This window comes from Roseibium sp. MMSF_3412 (genome assembly GCF_030733265.1).
Taxonomy (GTDB): Bacteria; Pseudomonadota; Alphaproteobacteria; order Rhizobiales; family Stappiaceae; genus Roseibium.
On the sequence record NZ_JASHJI010000002.1, the window covers coordinates 77,387 to 92,123 of the forward strand.

Sequence of the window (14,737 nt, forward strand, 5' to 3'; positions counted from 1 at the left end):
ATGGCTGATACGTACGCGCGCGGGCGTCGGATCATCAGTTGCAACCGGTCCGTTTCTTTCTCGCCCCTTTCACGCCGATTGCATATCGGCTTTGAGAAATCCACCCGACTGCCTGCGCCAGAGTTGCGCATATAGGCCGCTCTCGTCTGCCAGAAGCGCATCATGCGTTCCTTCTTGCACGATCTGCCCCTTGTCCATCACGATCAGGCGGTCCATGGCGGCGATTGTGGACAGCCGATGCGCGATCGCAATGACGGTTTTTCCCGCCATCAGGCTTTGCAGATTATCCTGTATGGCGGCTTCGACTTCGGAATCGAGCGCCGATGTCGCCTCGTCAAGCACCAGGATAGGCGCGTCTTTCAGCAGAACACGCGCGATCGCGATGCGCTGTCTCTGACCGCCGGACAGTTTAACGCCGCGTTCTCCGACGAAGGCATCAAGTCCGCTCCGGCCCCGCTTGTCCTCCAGCTGTTCGATAAACTCCGTTGCGTGCGCCTTGCGGACCGCTTCGATCAGATCCGTTTCACTGGCCGTCATGCGCCCGTAAAGGATGTTTTCCCGGATCGACCTGTGCAGAAGCGACGTATCCTGCGTCACCATGCCGATCGACCGGCGCAGCGTTTCCTGCGCAACCAGGCTGATGTCCTGGCCATCGATCAGGATGCGTCCGTTTTCCAGATCGAAAAAGCGGAGAAGCAGGCTCACCAGCGTTGTCTTTCCGGCACCTGAGGGCCCAACAAGACCGACCCGCTCGCCGGGTTGGATGGAAAGGTTCAGATGATCGATCACGCCGCCGTCCTTGCCATAGTGGAACCTGACATTCTCGAACCCGATCGCACCCTTTTCGACCTTCAGCGCGGCAGCGCCTGCCGCGTCTGTCAGTGTAATGGGCTTGACAACCGTCTCCATGCTGTCCTGGAGCGATCCGAAATGCCGGAACAGCCCGTTGAGCTGGTTGAACAGCCGGTTGAGGAGAATGTTGAGCCGCAGGATCAGGCTGAGCGCGAAGGCAACGTGGCCTGTGCTGATACCGCCATCCTGCCAGACGAGCAGCGAGACCGCCGTAATCGACACGATCATCACGCCGTTGATCAGCGACATGACCATCCTGATCGAGGTCAGGTAACGCGTGAAGCGCTGAAGTTTGGAAATGAAGTGTTCAACCGCCTCGCGTGCACCGCGGTTTTCCTGTTCCGTCGAACCGAACAGCTTGACCGACTGGATATTGGTGTATGTGTCGACGAGACGACCGGTAACGCCGGAATAGGTGTTCGCGGTTTCCTTGGCCGCCAGCCGAATGCGGGGCACAAAGTAAAGGGCTGTGCCTGAAAAACACACGAGCCAGACCGCAACGATCAGTCCGAGCCGCGGATCGAGTTGCGTGACCAGTACCAGCGTCGTGATCGCATAGACAATAATGAACCACGCGACCTGCAGCAGATTGACCATGAAGTCGCCGGCGGACAAACCCGATTGCAAAACCTTTTGTGCAAGACGCCCGGCGAGGTCATCCTGAAAATAACTCAGGCTTTGCTTCATGACCCGCTGGTGGCACTGCCATCTGACCAGGTTGAAGAAACCCGGTACGACGGTCTGCTCTTCGACAAGCGCCATGAGCGCGTTCACGATCAGCCGCAGAACAAGAACCACGAACGCCATGCCGGCCAGCGTCCAGGCGTGGTCGGAGAAGAAACTCTGCCTGTTGCCTGCTTCGAGAAGATCAACGATCCTGCCGAGGAAATTGAAGATCGTCACTTCCACGAACGCCGACAGGCCTCCGAGCACCAGCATGGCCACAAACGGCCATCTGACCTGCATCACGAAATAGGTCAGGAAAGCGACCCCGTTCCGCGGCATGTCCTTTTGCGGCGGGCCGCGGAACGGATCGATCCATGTTTCAAACATACGAAAGAGTGGGGACACGTGCCGTCTCCGGGGACTGGTGCGATTCTGAAAGTCATTCTACGCGCGCCGGCTGTTGCCGGGCCAACAAATAAACTTGTGGTTTTTGCAAACGCGAATGACATTCACCGGCCAAACTGTTATCCAGCCGAGCCCGAAATCCCGCGTTGAAAAAAGTGCCGCAAGCAATGCCCGACATAGCTCTCTATCAGCCTGACATACCGCAGAACACGGGCACGATCCTGCGCCTGTGCGCCTGCATGAGTGTGACGGTTCATCTGATCGAGCCGGCAGGCTTTCCGATTTCAGACAGTGCCCTCAAGCGCGCAGGCATGGACTATCTGGAACGCGCGTCGATGCGTCGGCACCGGAGCTTTGCGGATTTCGAACTGTTCAGGCTGACACAAAACCGGCGGCTGATCCTGCTCACCACGAAGTCGGATCAGAGCTATACGGATTTCGAATTTCGAGCCGACGACATTCTGGTCATGGGCCGCGAAAGCACCGGGGTTCCGCAGAGCGTGCACGACCTGGTCGACGCGCGACTGACGATTCCGATGGCCGAAGGCCTGCGATCAATCAATGTCGCCGTATCCGCCGGTATGGCACTTGGCGAAGCCTTGCGGCAAACAGACACATTTCCTAAGAAGCCGGATTGAAACACGCTCCGGCGTGTCTCCGTTGAACCAAGGCCCATCACATGAATGCACCTGCTCCTGAAAATCGCGGCGGTCCGATCCCTGAGGATATCGAGGACAAGAAGGCAGCGGCACCTGCCTGGTTTGAGAGCCTGCGGGACAGGATCTGCAACGCATTCGAAGACCTTGAAGATGAAATCGGCGCACGCTCCGGTCCCTTCTCAGATCAGCCCGCGGGCCGGTTCAAGCGCACCCCCTGGGAACGCACCGACAGTTCCGGTCAGAAGGGAGGCGGCGGCGTCATGTCCATGATGCATGGGCGCGTCTTCGAGAAAGTCGGCGTTCACGTCTCGACGGTCCACGGGGAGTTTTCGCCCGAGTTTCGCGGGCAGATACCAGGCGCATCGGAAGATCCGCGCTTCTGGGCATCCGGCATCAGCCTGATCGCGCATCTGCACAATCCCCATGTGCCCGCAGTACACATGAACACGCGCATGGTCGTGACAACCCGGCAATGGTTTGGCGGCGGAGCGGATCTGACGCCGGTGCTGGATGCCCGGCGGACACAGCAGGATCCGGACACGATCGCATTTCACGAGGCGATGCGCTCTGCCTGTGCAGACCACGCCGTTGCCGACTACGACGCCTACAAGGCCTGGTGCGACGACTATTTCTATCTCAAGCACCGGAACGAGGCCCGCGGTATCGGCGGCATATTCTACGACTATCTGCACAGCGGTGACTGGAACGCCGACTTTGCTTTCACCAAAGCCGTCGGCGAGGCTTTCCTGGGCATTTACCCGGAACTGGTGAGGGCAAACTTCGAAAAGGAATGGTCGGAGGCCGAACGGGAAGAACAACTCATCAGGCGCGGCAGATACGTGGAGTACAACCTGCTCTATGATCGTGGAACAATCTTCGGGCTCAAGACCGGCGGCAACGTTGCCTCCATCCTCTCGTCCATGCCCCCGGTCGTTAAGTGGCCTTGAACACCACGCGGGCGGTCAGGCAGCCGGCGCTTCCCGGGTGACAGCGCCAAATGCGCGCCCGAAGAGCATCTGGGAGAGGCAGGCAACAATTTTCTGGTCGAGCTTTGGCCCCATGTCTTTCAGCATCGCCACGGCTACGCGCGACGGTACACTCTCGCGGTAGGATCGTTGTTCGGTAAGCGCGACGAATATGTCGCAAACCGTGAGCAGGCGAACTTTCGGCACGATCTGATCACCGCACAGTCCCTTTGGATAACCCGATCCGTCCAGCATCTCGTGGTGCTGGATGGCCATGCGTTTCACGGCCAGGGACACTTCCGCCCGCGATTTCAGGATGTCTCTTCCGAAGACCGGGTGCTTGTCGATGAGGTCACGCTCTTGCTGCGTCAGCTTGCCGGGTTTGTCGAGGATGGTCAGTGGAATGCGCATTTTGCCGATATCGTGCACCAGTCCGCCCGCAATGACTTCCGTGCAGTCTTCCTCGCTCCAGCCGACATGTTTGGCAAGCATGCCCGCAAGGCCTGCGACCTGCAGGGAATGGCTGTATGTTGCACTATGATGGGTCTCAACGGCATTCAGCCAGCACGACAGGCCATCCTTCTTGAGCGCGGTCAGCATTTCCTCGGCGCTCTCGTTCATAAGGCTGATACGGATCTTGGCGCCCTCAACCGTCGAAAGGCAAAGGCTCTCAAGGAATGTATTGCTCGATTTGTAGGCTCTTGCGGTGGTTTCCGGCGTCGTGCACGGCAGCGCCTCAACCAGGTCGGCTTCCATGAATTTCTTGAGCCGCTTCAAAAGAAGTGCGAATGGCGCATCGCGTTCAATTGTTTCCGTCTTGCCGAGCGCACCGGCCTGAATGACTTCCCTCCGGTTTTTCTGCGAAACGAGGCAGATAACCGGAATGGCCGCGATACTGTTCCAGGACGATTTCAGCGCTGTCAGCCCGGCATCACTCGCTCCAGACAACTCAACAACCGCAACCTTGCTCGCTCCAACCGTATTCGGCGAAACCATGTTCATGTTGATGAGGCGGGCCGGAAAGAAAAACGGAAGTTTTCTGACCGGGGAATCCAGCGGCAACGGCCCGTCTGAAATGAGAACTATTTCCATCGATCGACTCGTTCGCACCCTCAAGCCATGTGCGAGTTGAAATACAAGTGGTTTCCTGAACGGAACGGCAACTTATATCTTGCAGAGATTACTTTTAAAATTTCGCTAAGACGCAGTCTTGGACCGTTCGAGCAGGTGTTCCCTGGTGAGCGCGAACTCACTGTCGATCCACTCGTTTTCCAGTCGTTTCAGGAGCGCACCAAGTTCCGGCCCGGCCTTGTGCCCGCTGGATATCAGGTCCGCCCCTTTCAGGGGAAACTCGGGGATGACCTGCGATCCGAACGCGGACAGCATTTCCTTGAAACGGGCGCTGTCATCCGCTTTCCCCGCAATCTGCGCGGACCACACGGCCAGCAGGCCATCGATCGCGCCCTGGCGCCCGAATGCATATGCCATCGCCGCAGCACTCGGGCTTGCGTCTGCTTGAAGAAGTCTTTTCCTGGCACCCCAGGCCGTCTCCATGCGTTTGCGCTCGCCGTTGGACAGCCGGAGGCGGTCGGAAACACGCGCTAAATCCTCGCGCACAAAACCTGCAAGCACCACCAGACCGAGTTCGGGGTCGCGCGTGTGAGGCGCAAGCTCGTCCAGGGAACGAAGCGCTTCGTAATCGTCGATGCGGGCCAACCCGCCGGTCGCGATTTCCCAGAGGCCGCAATCATTCATCATGCGCAGGGCGTAGGCGGCGCGTGGTGCCCGCAGCAGCCTGCGCATCTCATGACCGATTCGCTCGGCGGAGAGTTGCCGCAATCCGTTCCTCTGCCTGAGACACGCACCAAGGCCTTCCGGGTCGAGTTCGCCTTCCCCGTAAGCGGCATAAATCCGGAAAAACCTCAGGATACGGAGATAGTCTTCCTTTATCCGGCCATCCGCGTCGCCGATGAACCTGACCCGCCGAGCAAGACAATCGCCGAGGCCTCCAAGCGGATCGTGAAGATGCCCGTTGCGGTCCACATAGAGCGCATTCATCGTGAAATCGCGGCGCCTTGCATCCTTTTCCCAATCCCGGCCAAAGACCACTCGCGCCTGGCGGCCAAACGTCTCGATGTCTTCCCGCAGCGTTGTGACTTCATAGGGGAAATCATCGGCTATGACGGTGATCGTGCCGTGCTCAATCCCTGTGCCGATCGCTTTCAGGCCCGCATCCTGCGCCCGGGCCATGACGGTCTCAGGGCTCGCTGTTGTCGCGATATCGACATCAGGAACCGGGTGGTTCAGCAAGGTGTTGCGCACCGCTCCGCCGACGACCCGAGCTTCTTCTCCGTCCCGCTCGATGGCGGAAAAGACAGCCTGGATTCCAGGCGCGGAAAGCCAGTCGGCTTTCGAGAGCTTTTCGTCAACGCCGAGGGTCATCTGTCTATTCGAAACCACCGGGGACGAAAACGCCATCTTTCATTTGCGTGGGCCGGTAGTCGCTGCCCTCGGGTCCGCGGTTCAACGTGGACATCACCACGAAACCGGCAATCACAAGGACAAGACCCGACACCGTCAGCCAGGCAAGTGGCCCACGTGCCCAGCGGTCTGGATCCTTGCTCCGCTTCGTCAGCCAAAGCCAGATCGCGTAACACAGGAAGGGCAGCAGAAACAGGAGCAGGTGAGTCAGTGCAACACGCAACATCAGCGATAAACCGTTTCGTATAGGGATCTTATGATTCCGGCGGTAACGCCCCAGATATAGCGTTCGCCGAAGGGCATGGCGTAGAAATAGCGCCGCTTGCCCTGCCAGTCCCGGCTTTGTTTCTGGTGGTTTACCGGGTCCATCAGGAAATTCAGCGGAACTTCAAAAACATCTTCGACCTCGTCCGGATTCGGCCGGAACGGACCGGTGGCCCGTACTTTGCCGATAACCGGAATGATCTTGTAGCCGGAGCCTGTCAGGTACGGGGCGAGCATGCCGAGCGGTTCGACCTTGTTCGGCACCAGTCCGATTTCCTCGTCCGCTTCGCGCAGCGCCGCGTCGACCGGTCCTGCATCGGTGGGGTCGATCTTGCCCCCGGGAAAAGCAACCTGGCCGGCATGGGATTTCAGATGTCCGGTGCGCTGTGTCAGGACGACGCTGAGACCGCTTTCGCGCTCCAGAATGCCGATCAGCACCGCCGCATCTCTGGGAGGTCCCTGCCACCGCGCATAGGGAGGAAGGTCCGGGTTGAGAATGTGATCACCGGTTTCAGGCTGTGCGGTTTCCCGGGCCGCAATATCCAGACGATCCCTCAGATCTTGCGACCAACGGTTCAATTGAATTCTGTTTCCGACGACGGGAGCGCTCATCCGGCAACGGGCTCTGATTTGGTTATTGTCTGCACAAGCAAGTGGTTATTCCATTCATTTCAGCAAGTGTGCACCGATCGCAAAAAAGCATCCACCGCTCCAGATCCCCGTTTCGCGCCCCGTTTCCCCATCGTGCTCCACGATCAGGTCTGCAAGCTGATACATGAGTGCGCGCGTGAACAGGGCCTCCAGCCGGCCTCTGACCAGAACATAGGGTTTCAGGCCGCCGCTGTCCGTTTCTTTTTCAAATCGCAGAGGGTGTTCTGCATCCACTTTCACGAGTTCACCGAGATTTGTCCGAAGCGTCAGGTCCTGGTCTTCCCCTGATCCGGACATTGCCATTTCAACGGCCAGAAATGGGGCATCATCAACAGTGATACCAATCTTTTCGACGGGTGTTACGAGGTAGTGCCTGTCGTCGGCATCACGTCTCAGGACCGAAGCGAACAACTTCACCAGCGGCTGCCGGCCGATGGGCGACCCGAGGTAGAACCACGTTCCATCCCGGGCAATCCTGATATCGAGATCCCCGCAAAACGGCGGGTTCCACTTCTCCACGGGAGGAAGCGACTTGTCCTTTCCGTCCGCCCTGCTCATAAGCGCCTTCAACCCTTCGGGCATGCCCGCGGCAGCAACGTTGTCGTTTTCTGGCATGTGTTTCACAGTCCTAATCAGAAAATCCGGCTCCTCCGGAAAATTGCCGAGACACTAACTTACCTGTCGGTTGCCGGCCCTGGAACGCGTGCTTTAGGCACAGCCTTTTCCCCAACACCTGGAAAGAATCTTGGACCTTTCCACTGTATGGCGCACAATTGCGCCTTATCTACAGATTTATATGGTGTCAGACTGCATGAGTCGCAGCAACCGAAGACAATGCGCCGGACCACGCCAGGGTTCGCGAAAAGACAAGACGGGAAAGGTGATTCATGAGCGTTGTTTCTCCATCCAGCCCCAGTGACGAGGATCTCGCCGCCGTAGCCGAAAACGCGGAGCGGGCGGTTTCGCGCATCAGCGATGCCAAGGCCGATATCGCGCGGATCATTTTCGGTCAGGAAACCGTTGTCGAGCAGTCGCTCGTGACCATCCTGGCGGGCGGGCATGGTCTTCTTGTCGGGGTCCCGGGACTGGCAAAGACAAAGCTTGTTGAAACACTCGGCACGGTTCTTGGTCTCGACGCGCGCCGTATTCAGTTCACGCCGGACCTGATGCCCTCCGACATTCTCGGAGCCGAAGTCATGGAACAATCGGCCGACGGCGGCCGTTCTTTCCGCTTCATTCCCGGGCCGGTGTTTTCGCAGTTGCTGATGGCCGACGAAATCAACCGGGCGAGCCCGCGCACACAGTCGGCGCTGCTGCAGGCCATGCAGGAGTATCATGTAACTGTGGCCGGTCATCCGCATGACCTGCCGCGCCCGTTCCATGTTCTGGCGACGCAAAACCCGCTCGAACAGGAAGGCACCTATCCGCTGCCGGAAGCACAGCTCGACCGGTTTCTCATGCAGATCGACGTTCACTATCCCGACCTTGAGGCGGAGCGCCGCATCCTTCTGGAAACGACGGGCGCGGATCAGGCGGAGGCGCAGGTTGCCATGAACGCCGAGGAACTGATGGACTATCAGCAACTCGTGCGCCGCATGCCGGTTGGCGAATCGGTTGTTGAAGCCATCCTGAAACTTGTCCGTTCGGCGCGGCCAGACGAAGGCTCGGCCGAAAGCGACGTCACCAAGCTGATTGCATGGGGTCCGGGACCGCGTGCGAGCCAGGCCCTTATGCTGACCGTGCGTGCAAGAGCTCTTGTGGATGGGCGGCTGGCTCCGTCCGTGGACGACGTGCTCGCGCTCGCCGAGCCGGTTCTTCAGCACCGGATGGCGCTGACTTTCGCCGCCAGAGCTGATGGTCACACTGTGAGAGACGTCATACAGCGCGTCAAAGAGACAATCGCCTGAGACCAAGTCTTTCGCAGGAGCCCCAGACCATATGGATCCCCGGACAAACAAGGCAGGCATAGATCAGGAAACGTGGCCCAGCGTCATTGGCGAAGCAAGGTCCGTCGCCGATGCGTTGCCGGACCTTCTTGTGGAGGCAAGCCACGTCGCCAGTTCGATCATAGCCGGCTGGCATGGCCGGCGCAGAGCCGGCCCGGGCGAAAGCTTCTGGCAGTTCCGCCCCTTCAACATGGGTGAACCGGCAAAACGGATTGACTGGCGCCGTTCCGCACGGGATGACCATTTGTATGTGCGCGAGCGCGAGTGGGAGGCCGCGCATACGGTCTGGCTGTGGTCCGACCTGTCCTCTTCGATGGTGTTCCAGTCGCGCCTGTCCGAGGTCAGCAAACGGGACCGGGCCATCGTGCTGATGCTCGCCCTCGCCGATATGCTGGCGGAGACCGGCGAACGAATCGGACTTCCGGGACTGACCCGGCCCTTTTCCGACAGACGCGCCGCAGAGCGGCTCGCCGATGCCCTTGCCCATCTGTCAAAGCCTGTTGCCTTTCCCGACACGACATCGGTGAAACGCTTTGCCGACGTGGTTCTGGTCTCCGATTTCCTCGATCCGCTGGACGATATTGCCGAATGGGTCGCCCGCGTTGCCAGCACCGGCGCGAAAGGACACCTGGTCCAGGTGCTCGATCCGATCGAAGAGACCTTTCCGTTCGATGGCCGGATCGAGTTTACCGATCCGGAGCTTGGAACGCGCCTGACCGCGGGCCGCGCGGAAAACTGGCGCGAGGACTACCACACCAAGCTGGAAGCGCACCGGGCGGAAGTCCGGGACATGGCCCGGCGCGCGGGCTGGACCTACGTGCTTCACCATACCGACCGGCCGGCGGCCGAACCGCTTCTGGTCCTGCACAGCGCGCTTTCCGGTGCGCTTGATGTAATGAACAGGGGGGGTATCTGAGCTGATGTTTGCCGGTCTGCCCCTGACTTTCACCGCACCCTGGATCCTCGCGGCGCTTGCGCTCCTGCCGGTAATCTGGTGGCTGCTGCGGCTGACGCCGCCACGTCCGCGCGAAATTGCGTTTCCACCCACGCGCCTTCTTCTTGATATCGACCAGCACGAGGAAACGCCGCAGCGAAGCCCCTGGTGGCTCACGCTGTTGCGCCTGCTCCTTGCAGCGATCCTGATCATTGCCCTGGCCGGACCGGTCTGGCGTACATCCGAACCTGTTGCCACAGGAGACGGCGTGCTCTGGCTACTTGTGGACAATGGCTGGACTTCTGCAAAAAGCTGGGACGCGCAGCTAAGCGCGGCCGAACAGATACTCACGACAGCTGAACAGTCCGGCCAGCCCGTTGTCTTCGTCGCGACAGCTGAAGGCCCCAATCAGAGTTTCACTCCGGAAGCTGCAAGCGCCGCACTGGAGAAACTGCGCGCGCTGGAACCGCGCCCCTATCCGCCGCAGCGCAGCGAACTGAATATCGGTCTTCGCAAGACCGCGCAGGATGCCATGCCCGGTGCCATTGTCTGGCTGTCCGACGACACCGAGCTGGAAGGTCCGTTCATGACCGACCTGGCCACCATGACGGGGAATGTCCCGGTCACGGTCCTGACCGGCCTCGACACGCCGATGGGCCTCAAGAACCTGCAAAACGACACAGATGCGCTTTCCGTTACTGTCGTCCGCCACGACGACCAGCCTCTGGGAACTGCCAACGTCAGGGCCCTCGATCTGAAGGGCCTGGTCCTTGGCGAGGTACAGGCCACCTTCGACGCCGGAAACACAGAAACAACCGCACGATTTGAATTGCCGAGCGAATTGCGCAACGACATTGCCCGCGTTGAAATCTCCGGGGAGGCCGCAGCCGGAGCCGTCCAGCTTGTGGACGACAGCTGGCGCCGCCGCACGATCGGTCTCATCTCCGGCCAGTCGGGAGATCTCGATCAGCCCCTGTTGTCGCCGGTTTACTACCTGGAACGGGCGTTGTTGCCGTTTTCAGATATCCGCCGGTCCAAGGACAGCGACATTGCTTCGGCGGTGCCGGAACTGATCGACCAGGGCATCTCCGTGCTGGTCCTTGCCGATGTCGGCCGTCTTCCGGACACGACAGCTTTTGAACTCAGGGAATGGATCGAGAATGGCGGCACGCTCGTGCGCTTCGCGGGTCCGCGGACGGCGGGCGGAAGCGACGACCTGATCCCCGTGCGCCTGCGCGCCGGTGATCGTTCGCTCGGCGGGTCTCTTTCCTGGAAACAGCCGCAACACCTCGCCGATTTTCCGGACGATTCCCCCTTCTTCGGCCTTAAGGTCCCGGAGGAAGTGACCGTCAACCGGCAGGTGCTGGCAGAACCGACATCGGACCTGCCCGACCGGACCTGGGCGATGCTCGAAGACGGTACACCGCTTGTAACGGCGGCGCCGATTGGCGCAGGCAGCGTTGTGCTCTTCCACGTCACAGCCGACTCTGCCTGGTCCAACCTGCCGCTTTCCGGTGTGTTCCTCAACATGTTGCGCAGGATCCTTGCCGTTTCGAATGTTGCAGCCGCTTCGGAGACGACGGATGACAGCACGTCGGCATCAAGCGTCCTGCCTCCGCTGCGCCTGCTAGACGGCTACGGACGCTTCAGTGCGCCTCCGGTCGAGGTCACGCCTGTCAGCGCGGCCGATTTCCGCGAGGCAGCCGCCAGCAGACGCACACCTCCGGGCCTTTACGGAACCGAAGACGGGTTCCGCGCACTGAACCTCATGCGTGCGGATGACACCCTGTCAACGCTCGACCTGACGTTGCTCGGAGACAGGGCGACAAAGACCGCTTACCCGGCTTCCGATCCGGTCGATCTCAGGGCGTTCTTCTTCTCACTCGCATTTCTGCTCCTTGTCGCCGACGCCATTGCCGTTTTCCTCCTTGCCGGGGGACTCAGCCGCATTGGCCTGCGCAGCCGCGCCGCGGGCGTGACCGGGTTGCTTGCACTCTCGCTCGCTTTTGCGGCAACTGTCGCACCGGCTCCGGCCGAGGCGCAGTCAACATCTGACGAATTGCTGGCGCTCGAATCGACACTGGAAACGCGGCTTGCCTATGTCATCACCGGCAACCCGGAGATCGACGACGCAAGCGCTGCCGGGCTTGCAGGCCTGACCCGCTTCCTGGCTGAAAGAACGGCACTGGAGCCGGGATCACCCGTCGCGATCGATATCGCAAATGACGAACTGGCGTTCTATTCCCTGCTTTACTGGCCGATCGACCCGGTTGCAGACAAACCGAATGATCAGACAATTGCCCGCATAGACACCTTCATGCGAAACGGCGGCACCATCCTTTTCGACACGCGGGATCACATCAACGCGTCCGCAACAGGCTTTTCATCAACACCGGCGACCCTGAAACTGCGCGAGATCCTCGAAGACCTTGATGTGCCGCCCCTGCAGCCGGTTCCACCCGATCACGTCCTGACCAAGGCCTTTTACCTGCTCGATGCCTTTCCCGGGCGCTATGCCGGAAGCCCGCTCTGGGTGGAAAGCCTTGAGGAAATTGCGGCGCGCGGCGACAGGCCGGTTCGTGCAGGCGACGGCGTGTCGCCCATCATGATCACGGGCAACGATTTCGCATCGGCCTGGGCAATCACGGAAGATGGCGAGTTCATGTATCCGACGGTGCCGAACAGCCCGGTGCAGCGCGACTATGCCTTCAGATCCGGCGTCAACATCGTCATGTACAGTCTGACCGGCAACTACAAGGCCGATCAGGTTCACATACCTGCCCTGCTTGAACGGCTGGGACAATAGGAGCGCTGATGGTCTGGTCTCTTTCCTTCGACCCGCTGCTGCCACTCTGGGCGCTTGTTGCCGGAGGAGCGATTGCCCTGTTTCTCGCGGCCCTCTCCGGGTATTTGAGTTTGCGCGGATGGGTTTTGCGTTCCCTGACAATGGCCCTTTTGCTGTTCGCCCTCGCCAACCCCGCAGTCGAACGCGAAGATCGCGAACCGCTTTCCAGCGTCGTTGCCCTCGTTGTCGACAAGAGCCAGAGCCAGCGCCTTGCTGACCGCGAGGCAACCACTGACGAAGCAGCTGCGGAGATCCAGCGCCGCGTCGCCGCGCTCAAGGGTTTCGACCTGCGCGTCCTGGAATCCCGCAATGCGGGCTCGGGCAACGGAACAGAACTGTTTCAGACGCTCAGCAACGGACTGGCGGATGTGCCGCCCGAACGGGTTGGCGGCGCGATCATTGTTTCCGACGGACAGATACATGATGTCCCGGAAAGTGCTGGTGCGCTTGGCTTCGACGCGCCCGTCCACGGTGTCATCACCGGCGCTCCGGATGAACGCGATCGCCGCATCGTACTCGACAAGGCACCGAGATTCGGACTGGTCGGCTCCGAGCAGACGGTTAGCCTCACGGTGGTTGACCAGGGACAGGGCACAGGACCGGGTGACCTTGTTCAGCTCTCGGTCAAGCGCGACGGCAGCATCGTCAGCGAACGCACGGCGCGTACCGGCGAGAAGATCGACATTCCGGTCGAGATCGCGCATGGCGGCGACAATATCTTCGAATTCGAGGCCGCGCCGCTCGAAAACGAATTGACGACGCTGAACAATCGCGCCGTGGTCACGATTGACGGTATCCGCGAGAACCTCCGGGTTCTGCTTGTCTCGGGCTCGCCGCACTCGGGCGAACGCACATGGCGCAATCTTCTGAAGTCGGATGCCTCCGTCGATCTGGTTCATTTCACCATCCTGCGCCCGCCGGAAAAGCAGGATGGCACGCCGATCAACCAGCTTTCGCTGATTGCCTTCCCGACACGCGAACTCTTCTCCGTCAAGATTGACGAATTCGATCTGATCATCTTCGACCGCTACGTGAGACGTGGCGTTTTGCCGATGCTCTATTTCGACAACATCGCGCGCTACGTTCAGGACGGCGGTGCTGTGCTGCTCGCAGGTGGTCCGGACTATGCCGAAGCGGGCAGTCTTTACCGGACCCCGCTCGCGCCCATCCTTCCCGCCAGCCCGACCGGCGGCATCCTTGAAGAACCGTTCCACGCGACACTCGCAAGCCTGGGCGAACGCCATCCCGTGACGAGAGGTCTGCCCGGCTCCGAACAGGATCCGCCGGCATGGAGCCGCTGGTTCCGCGCGGTCGACACCCAGCTTGACGCCGGCCAGCAGCTGATGTCCGGCCCGAGCGACACACCGCTTCTCGTTCTCAACCGCGAGGGTGAAGGCAGGGTGGCGATGCTCCTTTCCGATCACGTCTGGCTCTGGGCGCGCGGTTTCGAGGGCGGCGGTCCTCACGTGCCCCTGCTGCGGCGACTGGCGCACTGGCTGATGCAGGAACCCGATCTTGAGGAAGAGGCGCTGAATGTCTCCATCCGCGGTTCGGACCTTGTCGTCGAACGCCAGACCCTCGGCGACACCGTGGGCGAAGTGACCGTCACCGCGCCTGCGGGCGACACGACACTGGTTGAAATGAGCGAACGGGAGCCGGGCCTCTGGCGCGGCGACACGGCTGCCAACCAGACCGGGCTGTTCTCCGTGACGGACGGCACCCTGAGCGCGCTGATCCATGTCGGCCCGCAAAATCCGAAAGAATACACCGACGTTCTGTCCACCGCCGATGCACTGTCTCCGATCAGTGAGGCAACGGGTGGCAGCACCCAGCGGCTGAGAGATGTTGGCGGCGATCTGGACATTCCCCGCGTCGTTTCCATGCAGCCTTCAGCGACTTATGCCGGAAACGGCTGGATCGGTTTGAAGGCGACGGAAGCCAGCGTCCTGAATGGCGTCGACCGATATCCACTGATGATCGGGCTTCTTGGCCTGGCGCTGCTGCTCGGGATGCTGTCCCTGACATGGTATCGCGAAGGGCGTTGAACAGGCAGATTTTCTGCGCAAAAG

12 protein-coding genes are annotated in these 14,737 nt (G+C 60.4%); 6 read left to right on the forward strand and 6 right to left on the reverse strand.

What is annotated here, in order from left to right:
• Positions 1 to 69 precede the first annotated feature (69 nt).
• Entirely contained in the window at positions 70 to 1,905 is a 1,836-nt protein-coding gene (locus RBB49_RS04220) for an ABC transporter ATP-binding protein (protein WP_306141838.1), read from the reverse strand.
• Between the two features lie 185 nt (positions 1,906 to 2,090).
• Here RBB49_RS04220 and RBB49_RS04225 point away from each other — a divergent pair, with 185 nt between their 5' ends.
• The gene (locus RBB49_RS04225) at positions 2,091 to 2,561 is read left to right on the forward strand and encodes a tRNA (cytidine(34)-2'-O)-methyltransferase (RefSeq protein ID WP_306141440.1); all 471 of its coding nucleotides are present in this window, start codon (positions 2,091 to 2,093) and stop codon (positions 2,559 to 2,561) included.
• 41 nt (positions 2,562 to 2,602) lie between these two features.
• Positions 2,603 to 3,529, forward strand: coding sequence for an oxygen-dependent coproporphyrinogen oxidase (hemF, locus tag RBB49_RS04230; protein WP_306141441.1), 927 nt, complete (start codon positions 2,603 to 2,605; stop codon positions 3,527 to 3,529).
• Between the two features lie 15 nt (positions 3,530 to 3,544).
• Here the strand turns inward: hemF and RBB49_RS04235 are convergent, their stop codons facing one another.
• The 5 genes from RBB49_RS04235 to RBB49_RS04255 form a co-directional block, all read right to left on the reverse strand.
• On the reverse strand, positions 3,545 to 4,639 hold the full coding sequence (locus RBB49_RS04235) for an HD-GYP domain-containing protein (protein ID WP_306141442.1): 1,095 nt from the start codon (positions 4,637 to 4,639) through the stop codon (positions 3,545 to 3,547).
• A gap of 105 nt (positions 4,640 to 4,744) precedes the next feature.
• Entirely contained in the window at positions 4,745 to 5,989 is a 1,245-nt protein-coding gene (locus RBB49_RS04240; protein WP_306141443.1) for a CCA tRNA nucleotidyltransferase, read from the reverse strand.
• A 4-nt stretch (positions 5,990 to 5,993) separates the two neighbouring features.
• Entirely contained in the window at positions 5,994 to 6,254 is a 261-nt protein-coding gene (locus RBB49_RS04245; protein WP_306141444.1) for a DUF6111 family protein, read from the reverse strand.
• Entirely contained in the window at positions 6,254 to 6,871 is a 618-nt protein-coding gene (locus RBB49_RS04250; protein WP_306141445.1) for a CoA pyrophosphatase, read from the reverse strand. The genes RBB49_RS04245 and RBB49_RS04250 overlap by 1 nt, the downstream gene beginning before the upstream one ends.
• A gap of 87 nt (positions 6,872 to 6,958) precedes the next feature.
• Positions 6,959 to 7,558: a DUF1285 domain-containing protein gene (locus RBB49_RS04255; protein ID WP_306141446.1), complete on the reverse strand. Its 600-nt coding sequence runs from the start codon at positions 7,556 to 7,558 to the stop codon at positions 6,959 to 6,961.
• Between the two features lie 272 nt (positions 7,559 to 7,830).
• Between RBB49_RS04255 and RBB49_RS04260 the strand changes: the two genes are divergently transcribed.
• The 4 genes from RBB49_RS04260 to RBB49_RS04275 are packed head-to-tail and all read left to right on the forward strand — an operon-like array spanning position 7,831 to position 14,713.
• Entirely contained in the window at positions 7,831 to 8,850 is a 1,020-nt protein-coding gene (locus tag RBB49_RS04260; RefSeq protein ID WP_306141447.1) for a MoxR family ATPase, read from the forward strand.
• A gap of 31 nt (positions 8,851 to 8,881) precedes the next feature.
• On the forward strand, positions 8,882 to 9,805 hold the full coding sequence (locus tag RBB49_RS04265) for a DUF58 domain-containing protein (RefSeq protein ID WP_306141448.1): 924 nt from the start codon (positions 8,882 to 8,884) through the stop codon (positions 9,803 to 9,805).
• A 4-nt stretch (positions 9,806 to 9,809) separates the two neighbouring features.
• Positions 9,810 to 12,629: a DUF4159 domain-containing protein gene (locus RBB49_RS04270; RefSeq protein ID WP_306141449.1), complete on the forward strand. Its 2,820-nt coding sequence runs from the start codon at positions 9,810 to 9,812 to the stop codon at positions 12,627 to 12,629.
• An 8-nt stretch (positions 12,630 to 12,637) separates the two neighbouring features.
• Positions 12,638 to 14,713 carry a hypothetical protein gene (locus RBB49_RS04275; protein ID WP_306141450.1) on the forward strand — a complete coding sequence of 692 codons (2,076 nt, stop codon included), beginning with the start codon at positions 12,638 to 12,640 and terminating at the stop codon, positions 14,711 to 14,713.
• The last annotated feature ends 24 nt before the right edge of the window (positions 14,714 to 14,737 follow it).